General features: G+C 64.1%; 15 protein-coding genes. 12 read left to right on the forward strand and 3 right to left on the reverse strand.

Annotated features, from left to right (window positions below; all coding sequences use genetic code 11):
• Together AC07OK_RS23030 and AC07OK_RS23035 are read right to left on the reverse strand one after the other, a co-directional pair.
• The gene (locus AC07OK_RS23030; RefSeq protein ID WP_494692471.1) at nt 1-258 is read right to left on the reverse strand and encodes a heavy-metal-associated domain-containing protein; all 258 of its coding nucleotides are present in this window, start codon (nt 256-258) and stop codon (nt 1-3) included.
• Nucleotides 259-285: 27 nt separating this feature from the next.
• On the reverse strand, nt 286-801 hold the full coding sequence (locus tag AC07OK_RS23035) for an EAL domain-containing protein (protein WP_494692472.1): 516 nt from the start codon (nt 799-801) through the stop codon (nt 286-288).
• Nucleotides 802-1058: 257 nt separating this feature from the next.
• Here AC07OK_RS23035 and AC07OK_RS23040 point away from each other — a divergent pair, with 257 nt between their 5' ends.
• Nucleotides 1059-1364 carry a TehB family protein gene (locus AC07OK_RS23040; protein ID WP_494692473.1) on the forward strand — a complete coding sequence of 102 codons (306 nt, stop codon included), beginning with the start codon at nt 1059-1061 and terminating at the stop codon, nt 1362-1364.
• Nucleotide 1365: 1 nt separating this feature from the next.
• On the opposite strand, the gene AC07OK_RS23045 is transcribed toward AC07OK_RS23040, so the two are convergent.
• Nucleotides 1366-1830: an RrF2 family transcriptional regulator gene (locus tag AC07OK_RS23045; protein WP_494692474.1), complete on the reverse strand. Its 465-nt coding sequence runs from the start codon at nt 1828-1830 to the stop codon at nt 1366-1368.
• Between the two features lie 281 nt (nt 1831-2111).
• Between AC07OK_RS23045 and AC07OK_RS23050 the strand changes: the two genes are divergently transcribed.
• From AC07OK_RS23050 to AC07OK_RS23100, 11 genes are all read left to right on the forward strand, one after another.
• Nucleotides 2112-3161, forward strand: a complete 1050-nt coding sequence (locus AC07OK_RS23050) for a multicopper oxidase domain-containing protein (RefSeq protein WP_494692475.1) — start codon at nt 2112-2114, stop codon at nt 3159-3161.
• Nucleotides 3162-3176: 15 nt separating this feature from the next.
• Entirely contained in the window at nt 3177-3869 is a 693-nt protein-coding gene (locus AC07OK_RS23055) for a c-type cytochrome (protein ID WP_494692476.1), read from the forward strand.
• Nucleotides 3869-4246, forward strand: coding sequence for a c-type cytochrome (locus AC07OK_RS23060; protein WP_494692477.1), 378 nt, complete (start codon nt 3869-3871; stop codon nt 4244-4246). Before AC07OK_RS23055 ends, AC07OK_RS23060 begins: the two co-directional genes overlap by 1 nt.
• Before the next feature lie 70 nt (nt 4247-4316).
• Nucleotides 4317-5240: a multicopper oxidase domain-containing protein gene (locus AC07OK_RS23065; protein WP_494692478.1), complete on the forward strand. Its 924-nt coding sequence runs from the start codon at nt 4317-4319 to the stop codon at nt 5238-5240.
• Nucleotides 5241-5302: 62 nt separating this feature from the next.
• The gene (locus AC07OK_RS23070; protein WP_494692479.1) at nt 5303-6637 is read left to right on the forward strand and encodes an efflux RND transporter periplasmic adaptor subunit; all 1335 of its coding nucleotides are present in this window, start codon (nt 5303-5305) and stop codon (nt 6635-6637) included.
• Complete coding sequence (locus AC07OK_RS23075; RefSeq protein ID WP_494692480.1) at nt 6634-9744, forward strand: efflux RND transporter permease subunit; 3111 nt, start codon at nt 6634-6636, stop codon at nt 9742-9744. The genes AC07OK_RS23070 and AC07OK_RS23075 overlap by 4 nt, the downstream gene beginning before the upstream one ends.
• Nucleotides 9741-11669 carry a cytochrome c biogenesis protein ResB gene (locus tag AC07OK_RS23080; protein WP_494692481.1) on the forward strand — a complete coding sequence of 643 codons (1929 nt, stop codon included), beginning with the start codon at nt 9741-9743 and terminating at the stop codon, nt 11667-11669. Before AC07OK_RS23075 ends, AC07OK_RS23080 begins: the two co-directional genes overlap by 4 nt.
• A 5-nt stretch (nt 11670-11674) precedes the next feature.
• Entirely contained in the window at nt 11675-12823 is a 1149-nt protein-coding gene (gene ccsB, locus AC07OK_RS23085) for a c-type cytochrome biogenesis protein CcsB (protein ID WP_494692482.1), read from the forward strand.
• 10 nt (nt 12824-12833) lie between these two features.
• On the forward strand, nt 12834-13166 hold the full coding sequence (locus tag AC07OK_RS23090; protein WP_494692483.1) for a DUF2818 family protein: 333 nt from the start codon (nt 12834-12836) through the stop codon (nt 13164-13166).
• A 15-nt stretch (nt 13167-13181) separates the two neighbouring features.
• Nucleotides 13182-21488 carry a discoidin domain-containing protein gene (locus AC07OK_RS23095; protein ID WP_494692484.1) on the forward strand — a complete coding sequence of 2769 codons (8307 nt, stop codon included), beginning with the start codon at nt 13182-13184 and terminating at the stop codon, nt 21486-21488.
• A gap of 122 nt (nt 21489-21610) precedes the next feature.
• Nucleotides 21611-21988, forward strand: coding sequence for a DUF2946 family protein (locus AC07OK_RS23100; RefSeq protein WP_494692485.1), 378 nt, complete (start codon nt 21611-21613; stop codon nt 21986-21988).
• The last annotated feature ends 115 nt before the right edge of the window (nt 21989-22103 follow it).

Below are 22103 nucleotides of genomic sequence, written 5' to 3' on the forward strand. Positions count from 1 at the left end.
TTAGCCTCCGCAACTGCCGCAGCAAGACCGCGCTTGCGGCTGCATCATCACCAACCGGCTGGCATAGCCCGCCTCGGACAGCGCGGCAAGCAGCTGCGCTGTCGTCACGCCGTGTTCGTCATACACGACACTACAGGTATCGTTCACCTCGCCGATCAGCACATCGCTAACGCCCGGCATCGCGTTCAGGGCAGCTTCGGCATCGGCATCGTAACCAGCCTTGCTATGGTCTTCCAAATTAAAAGAGGCAAGTCGCATAAGGGTTCCTATGTAAGAGGGATGAAATTAGAGAAAACAGGGAAAAGGCAAAAACCTGGTGGCGTTGGCCGCCTGGAAACGCGCCCGCCAGACATGCAATGCCGACGGCAAGGCCGCTGCAGGCTGCGGCGCGCAAACAAAATCGCCCTGCGCCAGCTCGGCGCCAGACTCCAGCAGACGATACCAATCGAGCACGGTGTCGACCCCGGTCCGCCATGTCCGGGGCGGCTCCCAGTCCAGTACTTCGGCGAACTTGCCGTGCACCGTCTGTGTGCGCAACATGGCACCCGACAGATGCAATGAAACACCTACCGACAGCCCGCTCACTCGCCAGCCAGCCGCGGCTTCCCATGCGGCAGCCATCCACTGCGCCACCAAGCTATCCAGCAATCCATATTGATCGGCTTCGCATAAGAAATCAGCAGGCGCAAGCAGGCCAAGTCGTGGATGGGCCCAGCGCACGGTGGCCTCCAAGCCATGCAACGCGCCTGTCTGCACCGTCACGACCGGTTGAAAAAATGGGATGAACTGGCGTCCGGCCAACCCCGTCCGCAATTAAGCCGCCGAGACGGCAGGCGATCGGCACAACGTTCGCCGGTGGCGATCGTCCTCGGCGGACAACGGCGGGTAAGAGTGGGTGCGCATCGTGTGTGGTACCGCACGTGTCTTGCGCGGCATAAGATTCAAATTACATACATCTTAATTGAGGCATCGCGCAAAATCAAGTATTATGAATACAGCTTTAACGTAAGCAAGCGCCACCGGCGCTCCCTTCACCCCACCACCCGTTTGGAGATACCATGAAAACCATCCCTGACAGCGCCATCTGCTACAAGAGCACCGCGGTCTTCACGCAAGACACCATTCCAGCCGCCCTGCTGCGCAGCCACACCACTGCCGAGCATGTATGGGGCCGCATCACCGTTCTGGAGGGGAGCTTGCTGTACCGGATCACCGATCCGGCGGTCGAGCCAGAAGAATGGCTGCTCGACGTTCATTGCCATGGCGTCGTTGAACCCAAGATCCAGCACGAAGTCGCGCTGCTGGGCCCCGTACGTTTTCAGGTCGATTTCCACCGCATACCGGCAGCGCCAACCGGAAGTTAAGTTAAGAGCGCCGAACCGCAGCGCGCGTCCGGTGAAACTTAACCGGCGTCAGCGCGGGTTGCGGCGCAGGCGCCAGCAGCGATTCCAGCGTCTGTTCATCGAGCACCTTCAGATAGGCGAAGGTCGCCTCCGCCAGCGCGTGCTGCAGCCGGCAATCGCCGCTCAGGGGGCAATGGTTGTTGACGCGGTCAAAGCATTCAGCCATATGGAAGTCGGTCTCCGAGGCGCGCACCACACTGCCCAGATTAATTTCGGACGGCGCCAGCTTCAGACGCAAGCCACCGTTCCTGCCGCGTACTGTTTCAACCATACCGCTCAGGCCAAGTTGATAGACCACCTTCATCAGGTGATTCTTGGATATCGCATGCGCGTCGGCGATGTCCTGGATCGTCACCAGCCGGTCACGGTGACTCCCCAGATAGAGCAGGGTGCGCAAGGTGTAGTCGGTAAAAGAAGTGAGTCGCATGGTGCTGTCCGTAGCCGCTGGGATTAAAGGTGTAGATTATATGGTGCTTATTTACTGAGCATACAGTAAATTTCAAACGGCAGCACCTTACCCTATCGGTACCGCCTTTTTTTCATCTCCCACCATTTCGGCCTTGCACAGTTTGCTAAACATGTATATGATCTACCTCATAAATTATCCAGAAATGGCAAACAGGCGTCGCGCCTTTTTTTACGCCATTAAAGATGTATTTAAAATCCCTGTTAAATGGGTTTCAGTGTCACCTCATCCAAGGAGCCTCCATGCAGCTACACCTTCCCACCCTGCGCAAGCTGGCCGCAATGGCCGGCCTGCTGGCCATTGCGGCCTTGCCGACCAGCGATGCGTTCGCCGCCTTGCGCAAGTACGACATGAACATCGAGGACACCCGCATCACGCTGGTGGAAAAACAGCAATATCACACCTTCGCATTCTCCGGCCAGGTCCCGGGCCCTTTGTTCTACGTCGACGAGGGCGACCAGATCGAGGTCAATGTCAATAACGTCACCGCCCTGCCCCACTCCATCCATTGGCACGGCATGCTGCAAAAGGGTACCTGGAAGATGGACGGTATCGCCGGCACCACCCAGGAGGCGATCAAACCGGGCGAAAGCTTCACCTACAAATTCACCGCCGAGCCATCCGGCACCATGTGGTACCACTGCCACGTCAACGTCAACGAGCACGTGGTCCTGCGCGGCATGTGGGGTCCCTTCATTGTGCGGCCCAAAAAGCCGACCGCGCTGGAGAAAACGGTGACCAAGGAATTCATCATGATGTTATCGGACTGGGATTCCAAGTGGGCCAACAAGCCTGGCTTCGGCGGCGTTCCAGGCGACACCTACGACTACTTCACCATCAACGGAAAATCATTCCCGGATAACCAACCATTGCGCGTCAACAAAGGCGATGTAGTGCGCATGCGCCTGATCGGCGCCGGCGATCTGGTGCACAGCATCCACTTGCACGGCCACGTCATGACGGTGGCCTTCAAGGATGGCTTCCCGCTGCCCGCGCCTTACAAGGCCGACACCTTGGCCGTCGCGCCGGGCGAACGCTACGACGTCATCTTCACCGCCGACAATCCCGGCCGCTGGATGCTGCACGACCACGTCGACTCCCACACCATGAACGGCGAACGGCCGATGGGCGGGATCATGAGCGTCCTCGAATACAACGAGATCAAGGGCGACGACTCCTTCTACGAATGGAAAAACAAAAAATTCGAACCCAATTTCTACTACGAGGAATCGCTCAAGAAGGGTCCCGGCATTTACACCAACGACGGCTTCAAAGGCCAGGCTGTCCAATAAACCAAGGAGCTGAAGATGCGACTCAATCTTTTAATCGGCGCGCTGGCCAGCCTGTCCACTCTCGGACTGGCGCCGGGCGGCGTCCACGCGGCCGATCTGCTCAGCCAGCAGTGCGTGGCCTGCCACGCCATTGCCAAGCCCGACCACGCCACGCTGGACCGCCTGTGGGAACGCAAGGCGCCCGACCTGTACTACGCCGGTTCAAAATTCAACCGCCCCTGGCTGGTCAACTGGCTGCAGAACCCGACCACGCTGCGCGCAGGCGGCGTGATGTACGCCAAGTCGGTCAAGGCGTCCGCTGACAAATCGGCCGATGTGATCGACCCGGCGCTGGTGCCGGCCCACCTCAAGCTGTCCGCCGCCGATGCGACCACCGCGGCCGACCTGCTGATGACGCTCAAAGGCGACGGCCTGGTCACGCCGGGTGCCTACAAGAACGAAGCTGCCGGCTCGATGGCGGCGATGCTGTTCTCCAAGCTACGCGGCTGCACCTCCTGCCACACGGCCAAGCCGGGCGGCGCGCCGACCTCTGGACCGGAGCTGCACACGGCTGGCGAACGCCTGCAGCCGGACTTCGTGGTGGCCTACATCAACAACCCGCAGAAATTCGATGACCACACCTGGATGCCTAACCTCGGCCTGACTGATGCCGACGTGCAGAAGCTGACCGGCTATATCAGCACCTTGAAATCAACGGAGAAAAAATAATGCGCCTGCTGACTAGAAACCGACTGTATGCGCTGGTGGCCGTCGGCATCGCCCTGTGCGCGTTCGACGCGGCGCGGGCCGACGAGGCGCCCCACGCGGTCAAGCTCTACAACACCTACTGCGTGCAGTGCCACGGCATCAACCGCGATGGCAATGGCATCAACAGCGCGGCGATGGCGGTCAAGCCGCGCGACCACACCGACACCAAGGCCATGGGCGACACCCCCGACGAGACCCTGTTCAAGGCGATCAAGGGGGGCGGCCTGGCCGTCAGCAAATCCGTACTAATGCCTAAATGGGAAGGAGTGTTAAACGACGATGACATCAAGGAACTGGTCACCTACCTTCGCGTCGTCAGCAAGACCAGCGCGAAATAGAGACTGGAACCGCAACAGCAAGCACCAAGCAGTCAATTCGACCAACGTTCAATCAACTAGAGAGTAAGCTATGAAACAACTGAGCATGAGCATCGCCGTGGCACTGGCGCTGATGAGCGGCGCGGCCGTGGAAGCCAAGACCGTCAAGATCAACATGACCGCCAAGGAAGTCGAAACCCCGATCGACAACAAGGGCACCATGTATCGTTCCTGGACCTATGAAGGCATGGTGCCAGGTCCGGTGGTGCACGTCGAGGAAGGCGACATCGTCGAGTTCACCCTCACCAACGACAAGTCCAGCAAGAATTCGCACTCGATGGACTTCCACGCCGCGCGCGTCGACGTGGTCAAGGACTTCGAACAGGTCAAACCGGGCGAAAAAGGCAGCTACACCTTCCGCGCCGACTACCCGGGCATCTTCTACTACCACTGCGGCGCCGACCCGATGATCCAGCATATCGCGCGCGGCATGTACGGCGCCATCATCGTCGATCCGAAGGATAAAACTGCGATGCCGAAGGCCGACCGTGAATATGTGCTGATCCAGTCGGAGCTGTACGCCAACCCGGACAACCAGGCCGACATGATGGCCAACAAATGGACCAACGTGATGTTCAACGGCGGCATCTTCAAGTACGACCCGGTCCACGATCCGGCGGCGACCCGCATGCTGCAAGCCAAGCCTGGTGAGCGCGTGCGCATCTACTTCATCAACGCCGGCGTAAACGAATTCGCCTCCTTCCACGCCATCGCCGGCATCTGGGACCGCGTCTACCCGAGCGGCAATCCAAAGAACGCGCTGCACGGCCTGCAGAGCTATGTGGTCGGCCCTGGCGACGCTTCGTCGTTCGACATCATCTCGCCGGTGGAAGGCGCCAACGCGCTGGTCACCCACTCGATGCGCCAGGCATTGACGGGCGCGATCGCGATCCTGCAATACACCAACGACGCCGATCCTAAGATGGGCCGCGGCGACAACATCCTGGTGCGCTAAGCAGGCACCGATGGCGGGCTTCGGTCCGCCATCCCCCCCACACATCAGAAAAAGAGAAATTCATGGGTACGCAAAGCAGACGATTCCTGGCCGGGCTGGGCCTGACCGTGGCAGCCGCCGCGCTGGCCGGCTACCTGGCCAGCCGCGGCGACCACGCCCGGTCCACCCCCGCAGCTCCTTCCGACACGACGCAAGCCCACTACACCTGCGCCATGCATCCGCAGATCCTGCTGGACCATCCGGGTAACTGCCCCATCTGCAATATGCGTCTGGAGCGCAGCGGCGGCGCCGACATGACCGGCCAGATGGACATGATCCAGGTCGACCAGGCCACCCAACAGAAAATGGGCCTGCAGCTGGCCACCGCCAGCGTGACCGATATGACGCACGCCATCCACGCCTTCGCCACCATCGCCGCCGACGACAGCACCACCGTCTCGGTCAACCCGAAAGTGGAAGGCTGGCTGCGCCGCCTGTACGTGCAGGGCGTGGGCCAGACCGTGCGGCGCGGCCAGCCGCTGTACGACATCTATTCCCCTGAACTGCAACAGCGCCAACGCGAGTACATCGACCTGCTCACCCGCAAGGATGGCCTGCTGGGCGATAGCATGGCGATCGTCAGCTCCAACGCGGCGATGATCGGCAGCCTGTCCAAGGAAAAATTCCGCGCGCGCGAACGCTTGATCGCCGCCGACATGGGCGCCGATCTGGTCGATCAGCTGGAACGCAGCCGCCGCGTGCAGGACGTGGTGCAGGTGCGCGCCGCCCATGACGGCGTGGTGACCACGCTCGCCATGCATGAAGGAAACTACGTCAATCCCATGCAGCAGATCCTGTCCTACGCCGACCACCGCAGCGTCTGGGCCGAGATCGCGCTGTTTCCAGACCAGCTGGAATGGATCCACAACGGCGACGCCATCGTGTTCCGCTCCGCATTGGACAAATCGGTCCAGCAGCGGGCCCGCGTCGACACCGCCACGCTGCAGATCGACCCACAAACCCGGACCGCCAAACTACGCGTGGCGCTCACCAATCCGCAGGGCGCCTTCCGTCCCGGCGCCTTCGCCGACGTCGACATCGCGGCCGCAAGACAGCCGCGCCTGAGCGTGCCGCGCGACGCCGTGATCCGCACCGGCCACGGAGATTTCGTCGTGCTGGCGGCCGAACACGCACACTTCCGCCGCGCCCGCGTCAGCACCGGCGTCGAGAACCAGGAGTTGGTGGCCATCTTGTCCGGCATCCAGGCCGGCGACCGGGTTGCGATCAACGGCCAGTTCCTGCTGGACGGCGCGGCGTCGATGCAGGCGATGCAGGCGCGGCTGGACAGCATGGCGCCGTCCCCCGTGGCCGCCGAGACCCAGCACCAGCACCCACACGGCCGGGAGATGACGCCATGATCGCCCGCATCATCGCCTGGTCCATCCGTCACCGCCTGGCGGTGCTGGCGGCATGCATGCTGTTGCTGCTCGGAGGCGTTGAATCGCTGACGCGCTTGTCGCTCGACGCCCTGCCCGACCTGTCCGACGTCCAGGTGATCGTCAAGACCGACCTGCCAGGCCAGGCGCCGCAAGTGGTGGAGGACCAGCTGACCTATCCGCTGGCGGCCGCCCTGCTGGCGGTTCCCGGTACCAAGGCCGTGCGCGGCTTCTCCATGTTCGGCGAATCCTACGTCTATGTGATCTTCAAGGACGGCACGGATCTGTATTGGGCCCGTTCGCGCATCCTGGAAAGCCTGAGCCAGGCCAGCGGCCGCCTGCCGCCCGGCGCGGCGCCCACGCTAGGCCCGGATGCCTCCGGCGTCGGCTGGGTGTTCGAGTACGCGCTGGTCGACAAGAGCGGCAAGACCCCGCTAGATCGTTTGCGCGCGCTGCAAGACTTTTACCTCAAGCTGGAATTGCAAAGCGTGCCGGGCGTCGCCGAAGTGGCCACCCTGGGCGGCATGGCCCGCCAGTTCCAGGTCGAAGCCGACCCTGCCCGCCTGGCCGCGCATGGCGTGGGCATGGAGCAGCTGGCGCAAGCCATCAAGGACGCCAACCAGTCCAGCGGGGGCGCGCCGATCGAGATGGCCCGCGCCGAGTACCTGCTGCGCTCGAATGGCTACCTGAAGCAGCCGTCCGACTTCGACGACATCCCCATCGCCAGCGAGGCCGGCGTGCTGCGTCTCAAGCAGTTGGCGCGCGTCGCTACCGGCCCGCAGCCGCGCCGCGGCCTGGCCGACCTGGATGGCAAGGGCGAAGTCACCGGCGGCATCGTCGTCATGCGCCACGGCGAAAACGCGATGGCCACCATTTCCGCCGTCAAGCAGCGCCTGGAACAACTGAAAAAAGGCCTGCCGCCCGGCGTCGACATCGTCACCACCTACGACCGCTCCGGCCTGATCGAGCGCGCCGTCCATACGCTGCGCGACAAGCTGCTGGAAGAGTCGATCGCCGTCGCCATCATCTGCGGCCTGTTTCTGTTCCGCCTGCGCTCGGCGTTGGTGGCCATCGTCACCCTGCCGCTGGGCATACTGGCGGCGCTGTGGATCATGCGCCTGCAAGGCGTGTCGGCCAACATCATGTCGCTGGGGGGCATCGCCATCGCCGTCGGCGCGATGGTCGATGCCGCCATCGTCATGATCGAGAACATGCATCGCCATCTGGAGCAGCAGCCCGCGCGCCCGCGCGGCGCCGACATCTGGCCACTGGTGCAGAAGAGCGCCACCGAAGTCGGGCCGGCGCTGTTCTTCTCGTTGCTGATCATCACCGTTTCCTTCCTGCCGGTGTTGACGCTCAGCGGCCAGGAAGCGCGCCTGTTCGCGCCGCTGGCCTACACCAAGACTTACGCGATGGCCGCCGCCGCAATGCTGGCCATCACGCTCACGCCGGTGCTGATGGGGTACGCGATCAACGGCCGCCTGCCGCCCGAATCGGCCAACCCGCTTAACCGCGTGCTCAAGCGGCTGTACCGCCCCTTGCTGGAAGGCGCGCTGGCGCGGCCCAAAACCACGGTGCTGCTGGCGTTGGCGCTGCTGGCCAGCACCGCCATTCCGCTGCAGCGCATCGGCAGTGAATTCATGCCGCCGCTCGACGAGGGCGACCTGCTGTACATGCCGACCACCCTGCCCGCCATCTCGGTGGCCGAGGCGGCCGACCTGTTGCAGCGCACAGACCGCCTGATCGCGGCGATGCCGGAAGTGGCGCGGGTATTCGGTAAGGCCGGCCGGGCCGACAGCGCGACCGATCCGGCGCCCTTGTCCATGCTGGAGACCAGCATCATGCTCAAGCCACGCGCCGAATGGCCGGCGGGCGCCAGCCGCAACAACGCCGAACTGATACAGAAACTGGACCAGACCGTGCATCTGGCCGGCCTGACCAATTCCTGGGGCTTTCCGATCAAGACCCGCATCGACATGCTGTCGACCGGCATACGCAGCGCGCTCGGCGTCAAGTTGAGCGGTCCCGACCTGGCCACGCTGGAACGCCAGGCCCGCCAGGTGGAAACCCTGCTGCGCCGGCTGCCAGGCACCCGTTCGGTGTTCGCCGAACGCAGCCAGTCCGGCCGCTACATCGATATCGATGTCCAGCGCGAGGCCGCCGCACGCTACGGCCTGTCGGTCGCCGACATCCAGCGCGCCGTGCAAAACGCCCTTGGCGGCGAAAGCATCGGCACGGTCATCGACGGCCGCGAGCGGTATCCGATCACGCTGCGCTATCCGCGCGGCGAGCGCGAAGGCCTGGGCGGACTGGAAGAGATTCGCCTGAAGGGCAACGGCGGCGCCATCGTGCCGCTGCGCGAAGTGGCGCACCTGGGCGTGGCCGATGGTCCGACCGAGATCAAGAGCGAAAACGCGCGCCCGGTGGCCTACGTCTATGTCGACCTGAAAGACGCCGATGCCGGCGGCTACCTCGAACAGGCCCAGCGGCTGCTGGACCGGGAGCTGGTGCTCGAACCGGGCTACACCCTGAGCTGGCAAGGCCAGTACATGAACTTCAAGGAAGGCAAGGCGCGCCTGTGGAGCGCCATCGGCATGACGCTGATGCTGGTGTCCGGCCTGCTGTTCCTGCACTTCCGCGACCTCGCCAAGGTGGCGCTGGTGCTGGCCTGCCTGCCGTTCTCGCTGATCGGCGGCCTGTGGCTGACCTATCTGCTGGGTTACCAGATTTCGGTGGCGGTCGTTATCGGCTTGATCGCGCTGGCCGGCGTGGCGACTGAATTCGGCATCGTCATGCTGCTTTACCTCGACCAGGCGATGGAGGAACACCCCGACGCGCTGGGCGCCATCCTGGCCGGCGCCTTGCTGCGCCTGCGCCCCAAGGCGATGACGGTGGCCGTGATCCTTGGTGGACTGCTGCCGGTGATGCTCTCCGACGATGCCGGCGCCGACGTCATGAAGCGCATCGCCGCGCCCCTGATCGGCGGCATGATCAGCGCGCCGATTTTTTCGCTGATCGTAATTCCCGCCGTCTACTGGCTGATGCGCCGCCCCAGCGTCGCCGCACCGGACGCAAGGATGGCAGCATGAACGCGCTGCTCAACCTACTGCGCTCCATGCGCTTCGCGATCGCCATCCTGACCGTGGTGGCGGTGGCTGCCACCACCGGCTCTGTGCTGGAACAAAACCAGCCGGCCGTCACCTACGTCAGTCGCTACGGCGAATTCTGGGCCGTCTTCTTCGACCGCTGTGGCCTGACCGATGTCTATCACGCGCCGTGGTTCTTCCTGCTGCTCGCCTTCATGGCCTGCTCGACCACGCTTTGCCTATGGCAGAACACCCCCGCGATGCTGCGCGACCTGCGCAGCTTCCGCGAGCAAAAGAGCCTGGCCAGCCTGCGCCAGCTCCCGCACAGCGTGGAGCTGGACTTGCCGGCGGGTGGCATGCCGGCCGCGCCGCTGGCCGCCTACCTGCGCGCGCAAGGCTTCCGTTTCAAGCAAGCGGCAAGCACCAACGGCTACCTGCTGGCTTCCCGCAGCGGCGGCGCACGCCGGCTCGGCTACCTGCTGGTGCACGGCGCGATGGTGCTCATTTGCGCCGGGGGCCTGGTGGACGGCAATGTCGGCCTGCGCCTGCGCTTGTGCAGCGGCGCGCTGCGACTGGAAACCCGCGACCTGGAACCGGCGCAGGTGCCGGCTGCCAGCCGCCTGCCGGCGGACGCCGGCTCCTTCCGCGCCAGCATGAACGTCACCGAGGGCGACAGTTCCAATACTGCCTTGCTGCAACTGGGCGACGGCTATTTGCAGCAGCAACTGCCATTCGCGGTCCACCTGAAGCGCTTCCGCATCGAGCACTATGCCAACGGCCAGCCCAAGGACTTCGCCAGCGACATCGACATCGTCGACGGCGCCCGCCGCCTGCCGGTGACCTTGCAAGTGAATCATCCCTACACCTATCGCGGCGTCACGCTGTTCCAGTCGGGATTTGCCGACGGCGGCAGCAAGGTCCGGCTCAACATGCTGCCGCTCGACGGCGCAGCCGGACAGCCCGTGAGCGGCACCGTGGGCCGCGGCAGCCCCCTGCTGCTCAATGGCGAGCCGTACACGCTCGAATTCAGCGAGCTGCGCGCCATCAACGTCTTTAGCAACGACCGTGCACCTGAGCGCCGTTGGAGCTCGCAAGGTTTGCCGGGTGAACGCGTGCATGACGTCGGCCCGTCGCTGTCGTTCCGCCTGCGCGACAAGCTGGGCCAATCCGACGAGTGGCATGTCTACCAGCGTCCCGCAATGATCGACGGCGCCAGCTACTTCCTGCTCGGCCATCGTGGCCAGCAAGACGCCGCGCTGCGCTACCTCCGCTTGCCTACCGACGCCGACGCCAGCCTGGGCAGCTATCGCCAACTGCTGCAGGCCATGGCCGATCCGGCCCGCCGCGCCAGCGCCGCCAAGGCGGTGGCCGCCGGCGTGCAGGATCGGCATCTGGCCGCGGCACTGGAAACGGCCGCCCAGCGCTTGTTGCAAGGCTTCTCCGTCCAGGGCTATCGCGCGCTGGCCGGACTGGTCCCCGCTGACGGCGACCAGGACCAGCAGATGCGCGTCGGCCGCCTGTACCTCGAACTGTTGGAGCGCGCCGCGCAACAGTTGATACGCCCCGCCGATCCGCGCCTGGTGCATGACATCCTGCAGGCCCACAATGAGGCACTGGAGCTGCAGCTGCCCGCGCTGTTCCAGTTCGAGCGCTACGAACAGGTCAATGCCAGCGGCTTGCAAGTCACCCACGCCCCCGGCGCCATGATGGTCTATCTGGGTTCAGCCCTGTTGGCGCTGGGCGTGATGGCCATGTACTTCGTGCAGGAGCGTCGGCTCTGGCTGCACGCCAATCCACACCAGCTGCTGCTGGCGTTCAGCGCGAACCGCCACAGTCCGGCCCTCCAGAATGAATTTGAACGTCACCGCGACGCCATCGGCCGCCTGATCCTGGCCGCCGCCGCCCCATCCACCGCAACCGCAAAGTGAGTCCCATGTCCACCTACCCACACTGCCCACCAACGCTGCCGCCGTCGCCAACCCGCAGCACCGGCCTGATCCGCGACTGCCTGTACCTGTCGCTACTGGCCGGCGCCTGCTGCTACGTCTTGCTGCGGCACGCCGCATCGCTCGACAGCTTCGACATCGGCATCCTGCTCTTCAGCGCCGCCGGCCTGGCCGGCATGGCCCTGCTCTGGCGCGCACTGCAAGCGCTTACGCTCGCCAGCGCGGCACTGACCCTGGTCGCGTTGGCGCTCTACGGCCACCAATTGAGCAATGCCGACCGCAGTTTCGCGCTCAAGTACTTCCTGTCCAGCCAGTGCGCAATCATGTGGATGGGATTGGGCTTCTGGAGCGCGACCGTCATGTACGGGATGGGCTGGTGGCGGCGTTCCGCCTACTGGCTGAACCAGGGTGCGCGCGCCGCATGGCTGGGCTGCCTGTTCGGTCTGACCGGACTACTGGTGCGCTGGTACGAATCCTATCTGCTGGGCAGCGACATCGGCCACATCCCCGTCTCCAATCTCTACGAGGTGTTTGTATTGTTCAGCCTGATGACGACCCTGCTCTACCTGCATCTGGAGCGCCAGTTCGGCAGCCGCCAACTGGGCGTATTCGCCATGTTGCCAGTCGCCGCCGCCGTGCTGTTCATGTTCAGATACGGCATGGGCGCACATGAAATTCAGCCGCTGATACCGGCGCTGCGGTCCTACTGGATGAAACTTCACGTCCCGGCCAACTTCATCGGCTACGGTGCCTTTTCCATCGCGGCGGTGTTTGGCGCGGCCTGGCTGTTGGCCGGCCATCCCACCTTCGCCAGCCGCCTGCCCTCGCGCGCCTGGCTCGACGAATTGTCGTACAAGGCCATCGCGCTGGGCTTCGTGTTCTTCACCATCGCCACCATCCTCGGCGCGCTGTGGGCCGCCGAGGCATGGGGCGGCTACTGGTCCTGGGACCCCAAGGAAACCTGGGCGCTGATCGTCTGGCTCAATTATGCGGCGTGGCTGCATACCCGCCTGGTCAAGAACGTCCGTGGCACGCTGCTGGCCTGGTGGTCGCTAGTCGGCTTCGGCGTGACGCTGTTCGCCTTCCTGGGCGTGAACATGTTCTTGTCCGGCCTGCACTCCTACGGCAGCCTGTGAGGAGCCCATCGTGAATACCAGTTTAGCAGTCTGGATCAACCTGATACTGGCCGGCGCGCTGGCCAACCTGCCGTTTGCCCGCGCGCTTGGCCGCCGTCTGTATGCGCCGCCGGCGCCCCTTCCCGCGCATTGGCTCGACACCATTGCATGGCTGCTGTGCTACGGCATGTGGATGGGCATTGCCACGCTGTTGCAGACCAGCAGTGGCAGTGCGCCGCCGATGGGATGGGAAATTCGGGTCGTCACCCTGGCGCTGTTCGCTGTGCTGGCGTTTCCCGGCCTGGCCTGGCGCTATCTGCTGCCGCGCAAACCGCAGGCGCGTAATAACACACATGGACAATAACAACATGGAGATAGCATGACTCAACTTGGCAAGAGCTGCTGGATAGGACGGCGATCGGTCCGGCTGCTGATGGCGGCGCTGCTGGCACTCGGCGGATTCGCCGGCGCTGGCGCGCAGGGCGTGGCAGCACCGGTGTCGAATCGCGTCAACATCAATCTGGGCGAAACGCCTTGGCGCTATATCAAGGACGTCGATCCGCAAAACGCGATGGCGCCGGCCTTCGACGACAGCCGCTGGGCTGCAGTCGGCGTGCCGCAATCGCCCAGCGACCAGGATACTTTCCTCAATCTGGAAGCGGGTGGCAACGAAGGCCAGTTAACGGGCAATCTGAACTGGTACCGCAAGCATTTCAAGCTCGCGCCGGACTACGCGAACCGCAAGATCTTCGTCGAGTTCGAGGGCGCCCACGTTGGCGCCCAAGTCTACATCAACGGCAAATTCGTTCCCGGTAATAGCACGGTTAACCCCAACGCGACCCACGTGATCGGTTTTGTACCTTTCGTGGTCGACATCACCGACAGCGTTAAGTTCGACGGCAGCGATAACGTGCTGGCGGTGAAGGTGGCGCGCGGCGACAAATTCTTCAAGTCGCCTGGTTTTTCCGGCGCCTTCCGCTTCGGCCAATCCGACGCCGGCTTGTTCCGGCCGGTGCGCATGCACATCACCGACCGGGTGCACATTCCGCAAAACGTCTACTCAGTGCTCAACACCTGGGGCACCCATGTGGCCACACTCAGCGCCGACGCCGCATCGGCGACCATTAAAGTGCGCACCAATGTGCTCAACGAGTATGCGGGCGACCAGCAGGTCACGCTGACCACGCAGATCGTCGATGCCGCCGGCAATGTCGTGGCGACCGCGCAGGAAAGTCGCGTCGCGCCGGCCAATGTACTGCCCGGCCTGCATCCGATCGCCTTTGACCAGACGTTGACGGTCGCCTATCCTACGCTCTGGTATCCCAACAACAGCGTCTACGGCAAACCCTACTTGTACCACGTGCTGCACAGCGTGAGCATCGCCGGCAGCGTGGTCGATGCCGTCAGCACCCCGCTGGGCATACGCACCATCTCGTGGGACCAGAATTTCCCGATCATCAACGGCCATCCTCATTATCTGTGGGGGGCGTCAGGCCGCTATGACTATCCCGCGCTCGGCTCGGCCATGCCTGCCGAACAGAAATGGCGTGACCTGCGCCTGCTGGCCAACGCCGGCGGCAGCTTGTACCGTCCCGGCCACTCCAGCGAAGGGCCTGAATTCCTCAATGCCGCCGACGCCTACGGCGTGATGGTGATCCAACCGTCGGGCGATGGCGAGAACAGCTTCGCCATCCTGTGCGACGCCGCCATCACCACCAACTGCACCAGCGCCGACAACGCGCTGCTCAAGCAGGAGTTGCACCGCGACGTGATCGTCAACGGCCGCAACAACCCCTCGGTGCTGGCTTGGGAGGCCGACAACGGCGCCACCGACACGGCTTTTGCCCAAAGTCTGAAAGCCCTGTCGCACGTCTGGGATCCCATCCAGCCGCGAGCCCAGTCCGACCGTACGCCCAATCCAGCCAACGGCGACATCCTCGGATGCAGCCAGCAGGGTTGCGACATCCTGACCAAACGGGCCTTTCCCGACGTGCCGGCCTGGGGTTCGGAATACTGGGGCATGGGCGCCGCGCGCGCCGCTTACGACGTTGAGCTGGCCTTCGCCGCGCCGTACCTGAAGGACTGGAGCAACAGCGTGCGCGCCAAGTCCTTCGGCATTGCACACTGGTATCTCGCCGATACCCCGGGCGAGATCGAAACCCAGGTCGACGGCATGGCAGCGACCATGGTGCGCGGTAACGCCGCCTCCATGATGGACGGCAACCGGGAGCCCAGACTGCTGTACTACATCTACCAGGCCGCTTGGACGCCGTTCGACGTCAAGCCGGTGGTCAAACTGGGCCACCACTGGAACCGCGCCGGCATGGTGCGCGTCAACGCCTTCAGCAACTGCCCGCTGGTCAGACTGCTGATCAACGGCCAACAACAGGGAGCCGACGTGGCACCCAATGCGCAGGACGCAGATCCCAGCGCCGACACCAGTCAGGCCACCACGCTGCTGCCGGCGCAAGCGCACTGGGACGTGAACTGGCAGCCCGGCACCCTGACCGCCGATTGCCTCGACAATTTTGGCCACGTGGTCGCCAGCGACCAGCTGGTCACCGCTGGTCCCGCCGACCACCTGCTGCTGACGGTCGAGCCGGAACTGGTGAAGCCGGACGGTAATGCCTTTGTCCTGAGCGCCAACGGCAGCGACGCCGCCTTCGTCACTGCCACGGTAGTCGACGCCAACAACAATCGCGTGTTCGATGCCAAGCCGGTGCTGACCTTCAGCGTCAGCGGTCCTGGCACTTATCGCGGCGGCGCCGACCATGCGGTCAGCGCCGGCCAGCCTGCGGGCTTCCACGCTCCCGGCGATCCCAACTTGTCGGCTGAAGGCGGCATCGCCAAGGTCGCCGTCAAGACCCAGTTTGTGCCGGGCACGGTGACGGTCAGTGCGCATGCGGACCACCTGGGCGACGGCAGCGTCACCTTCGACGTGCAGCCATTAGCTAGCCCGGCGTACTACGACGGTGCGACACTGCAGGTCGCCGCGCCAGCGCCAAGCGAGCTGCAACTGGTGGCCCAGCCTATCGGCCAGTTGGTCGCGGTCGGACAGACCGCCCACTTCACCGTGCTGGTCTCAGGCACCGGTCCGCTGCGTTTCCAGTGGTTGAAAAACCAGCAGCCTATCGCCGGCGCCAACAGCTATGACTACACCACGCCCGTCGCCCAATTGGGCGACAATGGCGCGAGCTACAGCGTCCAGGTCAGCAATCAGGTCGCCGGCGTGACCTCCGGCGGCGCCACGCTGACGGTGATGGCGCCCAGCGCTCCGTCCATTGTCACGCAACCCGCCGCGCAAAGCATCGCCAGCGGCCAGAGCGCCCAGTTCTCGGTCACGGCGGCGGGCTCCCCGGTGTTGAGCTATCAGTGGTTACGCAACGGTGTCACCATCCCCGGCGCCACCGACAGCGTCACCGCGACGCCGGCGATGCAGGCGGCCGACAGCGGTGCCGTCTACAGCGTCGTGGTGAGCAACGGCGTCGGCAGCGTCACCTCGACCGGTGCGGTGTTGACGGTGGGCGCGCCGATAGCGCCATCGATCATCAACGCACCGCGCAGCCAAAAGGTCTCGTCCGGCCAGGGTCTGAGCTTCAGTGTGCTGGCCAATGGCTCCGCCCCGCTGCATTACCAGTGGCGGCGCGGCGCAGTGGCGGTCGGAGGCGACGACGCCAGCTATGTCATCGCCGCCGCACAGACCAAGGATGCCGGCGACTACACCGTCATCGTCAGCAATGCCGCAGGCAGCGTGACCAGCCGGGTTGCAACGCTCGACGTCAGCGGCGGCAGCGGCGTCAATTTCGCCGTCGGCGCCAGCGCGACATCGAGCAGCCGGCAGAACGACGCCAGTGCCGCGAACTTTGCGATCGATGGTGACACATCCACCCGCTGGGCCTCGGCGCCGGGCGTTGATCCGTCCTGGATCGCGCTGGACCTGGGCGCGGTGCGCACCTTTAATCAAGTGACGCTGGTGTGGGAGAACGCCTATGGCTCCGCCTATCAGATCCAGACGTCCGACGACAACGCCAGCTGGAGCACGGTATATACGCAGGGTGTGGGGCACGGCGGCACCGAGACGCTGCATTTCCCTAGCGTCAGCGCACGCTACGTGCGTATGCTGGGTACCGCTCGCGCCACCGCCTATGGCTATTCGCTGTTCGAATTTGAAGTCCACGATGTGCCGCAATGCGGAGCCGGCGAGCGCTATGCGCTGCAAGGAGCGCTGTCTGGAGAGTACAGCTCCACGATACCCGGCATTCCATCCGGTCCCTTCGTGCCGACCGTGAAGGATAATCTTAGCCAGCTGGAATGGCAGCAGTACGTCACCACCTTCCAGCAACAAGGCGCGCAATTCACCCAACCTGTCGCCGCCCAATACTGCGCCTCGGTGGGCATGCGCCTGCCCACCCGCGCCGAAGCCATGACCATCGCCGGCGCCAACTATGCAGCCTGCGGCTTTCCCACACCCTGGGGCAGCTGGACCACGACGCCGGTGCCGAACGACCCAAGCAGCGCCTACTTCGCCTTCTCGAACGGCAACACGGTCGCCGGCATTATCGTCAACACGCCGGGGTGGGCCCTGTGCGTCCGCGGCGCCACCATCGCACCACCGGTGATCTCACTCCAGCCTGCTGACCAGAGCGCGCAGCAGGGCGACAGAGCCCAGTGGCGCGTCATGGTTGACGGCAACGGCCCGTTCAGCTACCAGTGGTACAAAAACGGCGCACCGGCCGGTGTCACCGCGAGCCCGCTGCTGATCACCCCACCACTCGGCGCCGACGACAACGGCGCCCAATACAGCGTGGTGATCAGCAACGGCGGCGGCAGCGTCACCAGCGCCGGCGCGACGCTGACCGTGACCGCACCGGTCAATAACAGCGGAGGCGACACCAATACGCCACCTCCGCAGCCATCGGGCCCCAGCGCCAACCTCGCCCTGGGCAGACACGTCAGCGCCAGCGGTTCGCAAGGCGACACCGATTCGGCGGCTGCGGCGACGGATGGCAACGCAGGATCGCGCTGGTCTTCGGCATTCGCCGACCCGTCGTGGATTGCCGTCGATCTCGGCGCGGTCCAGACCATCGACCGCGTGGTACTGCGCTGGGAAGCGGCATATGGCGTGGCGTACCAGATCCAGGTGTCCGGCGACCAAAAGAGCTGGACTCCGGTATACACCCAAACCAGTGGTGTCGGCGGTGTGGAGGACATCCGATTCGCCGCCGTCAACGCCCGCTATGTGCGCATGTATGGCACCCGCCGTTCCAGCCAATACGGTTATTCGCTGTTCGAGTTCGAGGTGTACAACACCACCGCCACGCCGCAGTATGTGATATCGGCCAGCAGCGGCGCAAACGGAGCGCTGACGCCAGGCGGCGATACTGCGATTTACCAAGGTGGCAGCCAGGTTTACACCGTCGCCCCCGCACCCGGCTTCGCCGTCACCGGACTGACGGTCGATGGCAAGAGCCTGGGCATCCAAAGCACTTACACCTTCGACAACCTGCAGGCGCCGCACCGCATCAGCGCCACCTTCGGGCCACAAGCCGCCAGCATCAACCTGGCGCTGGGCCGCCCCACCGACTCCAGCGCGTTGGAAGATGATGGCCACCCCGCCTCCGCCGCCGTAGACGGTAAGGCCGATACGCGTTGGTCGTCAGCGCATGCCGACCCATCTTGGATGTCGATCGATCTGGGCTCGCCCCAGACTTTCAATCGTGTCGTCCTGCGTTGGGAAAACGCCTACGGTGCCGCCTATCAGATCCAGGTATCCGACGATATGCTTAACTGGAGTACGGTCTACACCCAGACCGCAGGTGTCGGCGGCATCGAGGACTTCGGCTTTGCACCAACGACGGCACGCTACATCCGGCTGTACGGCACCCAGCGCTCATCCCAATATGGCTACTCGCTGTATGAGTTCGAGCTATACAACAAGCCGGTTCCGCCGGCGATGATCTCACCGCCGGTCGACCAGCGCGTCAATGCCGGCCAGGACGCGACATTCATGATCGCTGCCAGCGGCACCGCACCACTGCACTACCAATGGCTGAAAAACGGCTTGCCGCTGGCGGTGACGGAGGCTCCGGCCTACACTATCGCCAGCACGACAGCGGCCGACGACGGCGCCGTGATCTCGGTGGTCGTTAGCAACGGTGCCGGCAGTGTCAGCAGCCAGGCGGCCAGGCTGACCGTCATCACGGCGCCAGTTGCGCCAGGCGGACAGGCCGGCGCTGGCACAGCGGGGGCAGGTGCCAGCGTCAACCTCGCATTCGGCAAGCGCGTAACCAGCAGCGGTGTGCAAGACCAAGGCTTCCATGACGCCGATGCGGTGGACGGCAACACCGGAACGCGCTGGTCGTCAGCCTTCATCGACCCGTCATGGATCGCCGTCGACCTGGGCGCTTCGCTCAGCTTCGACCGCGTGGTGCTGCGTTGGGAGGCGGCCTACGGCGCCGCATATCAGATCCAGGCATCGACCGACGGCCAGAACTGGGCCACGCTCTACGCCCAGGACAACGGCGCCGGCGGCACCGAAGATATCGCGCTGCCGATGACGACGGCGCGCTTTGTCCGCATGTACGGCACCAGGCGTTCGTCACAATACGGTTACTCCCTGTTGGAGTTCGAAATATATAACAGCACCGCGACGCCGCACTACACCATTGCGGCCAGCACCGGCGACCACGGCGCCGTCAGCCCCACCGGCAGCCAAGTGGCGCAAGGCGCCGGCCAGACATTCACCTTCACCCCGGCCACCGGCTATGCGGTCGCCTCGCTGCTTGTCGACGGCAAGGCCATCGCGCCGCGCGACCGCTACACTTTCGACAACGTAATCGCAGCGCATGCTATCGCAGCGACATTCGCGCCGGTCGCATCGACCACTAACCTGGCTCTGGGCCGCCCGGCCACCGCAAGCGGTGTGGAAAACGGCGACACTAGCGCTGCCAACGCGGTCGACGGCAGGTCCGATACGCGTTGGGCTTCGACCTTCACGGATCCCTCCTGGCTGGCGGTGGACCTCGGTTCCGAACTGGCATTCAACCGCATCTCGCTGCAATGGGAGGGGGCGTATGCCACGGAGTACCAAATCCAGACTTCGCACGACAATCAGACCTGGGCAACGGTATATTCGCAAGTGGCGGGAACCGGCGGACTCGAGACGTGTACCTTCGCGCAGGTGACCGCGCGCTACGTCCGCCTGTATGGTAGCCGGCGCTCGTCGCAGTATGGCTACTCGCTGTACGAGTTCGGCGTCTACAACGACGGCGACAGCGCTGCCACTCCGCCGCCGGTGGCTATCCTCACGCAGCCGTCCACCCAAACCGTGCTGCTGGATCAAAGCGCGGCATTCACCGTCGGTGCCGCTGGCGCGGGACCATATCACTACCAGTGGCGCAAGAATGGGGTCGACATCGGCGGCGCCACCCTAGCCGGCTACAACACGCCTCCAGTCACCACGAGCGACGACGGCGCGCTGTACGACGTCAAGGTGAGCGACGCCAGCGGTGCAAGCGCGACATCGAATGCGGCGGCCTTGATCGTCCGCCCCGCTCCGGCGTATACTGCGCGCCCCGGCGTGATCGGCGTCGATTTGCAGAACAATACCAAGGGCGCGTTCCGCGACGACCAAGTGTATGTGGCCGTGATCGCGCGCGATCCGGCCACCGGCCAGTTCTCATGGCTGAAACCCGACGGCACCATCGTCGCCGCCTCGGCCGCCGACAATGACGCCGGCGGCCACCTCAGCAAAAATGGCCAGAACTACAGCAACTACTTCTTCACGCTTGCCCAGAGCAAGCAGTTGACGCTGCCGAAGATGGATTCCGGCCGCGTGTTCGTCTCGCTGGGCGGGCCGATGTATATCAAGATCCTCAACGACGCCAACGGCAATGTGGGCTTCGCGGGACCGAATGTGCTCAATCCTACCGATCCTAACATCGACGTCAATTTCGACTGGTATGAGTTCAGCTACAACAATGCCGGCCTGTGGATCAACACGACCCAGGTCGACCAGTTCAGTTTCCCGCTGCTGTTGGACCTTTACGGCTCCGGCAACAGCGTGCATGCGCAGACCGGCATCAACCAGGACCGCGCAACCCTCCTCAGCGCCTTCCTGGCCGAGACGCCGGCCGCCTTCCATCCGCCGCCCGGCGCCATTCGCATCCCGGCGCCGACCAACGGCAGTTTCGGCACAGGCCAGGCCAACGCCCACTATTTCGACGCCTATATCGATCAAACGTGGAGTTATTACGGCGGCCATACCTTGTCGATGGACGTCGGTGCGCGCCGGTTCCAGGGCGGGGTGCGCGACAACCAGCTGGTGCTGACCGAGCTAAACCTGAACAACGGCGCCTACGTGGGCGGCGACTACCTGGTCAGCAAGCCCAGCACGCAGGATGTGTTGAACGGCGCGGGAGCGCTAGCCAACGGCAACGGCACCGAACTGGCCATCGAAGCACAGGTCTGCGCGGCGTTCAACCGTCACGTCATGGAAGATGCGAGCCAGTGGAACACGCCGCCAGCTTGGTACGGCGGCGCGCCGGCCAATGCCTACGCGAAGTTCTGGCATGACCACGGCGTACGCGGATTGGCCTACGGCTTCCCATATGACGATGTGGCCAATCAAAGCTCGACCATCATGGCGGTGCAACCGGAGCACCTGATATTTGGCATCGGTTGGTAAGTTTCCGTCCTTCAGTCCAAGCCCGACCCCAGCGTCGGGCTTTTTTCATCTCCTCCGAAAACCCACTTAAAGAAGTAAATAAAATGCTTGTTAAAAGACGGCTCGAAAACTATAATTAATGCATGGGTAATTTACTGAATAAGCAGGGGTTGATGTTCTGGATCGCGAGTCTTGCGCTCCTGTTCAACCTGGGCACCCCCACCCTGCTGCATGCGGTGCACGCCCAAGCCACGCCTGACGCAGCGCAGGATATTTGCCGCGCTCCCGGCAGCGTGGCTCCGCTCAAGCGCATACCCTCGGCGCCGGGCGGCATCATGCAGATCGACGACTGCCAGCAATGCCTCGGACCGACGCCGCTGCCGCCGCTGCCATCGCTGAGGGCGCTGTCGACGCCAGTGCACGCCGGTCTGTCACGCACACGCCCGCTGCCGGGCCGCACGATAGTTTCCAGTCCACTTAGCCTCAAGTCCAGCCCACGCGGGCCGCCGATCGCGGCCTGATACACCGTCCCATGTCGCAGAGCGTCCAGTTGGCCCCACCGGGGCCAGGGAAAAACTCGCCCCAAAAAAACATTGCAAAAAATGCTGAAGGATTTTCCATGTCGTCATCCACACA

The sequence above is a fragment of the Duganella sp. GW821-FHT07G03 genome (assembly GCF_059418605.1).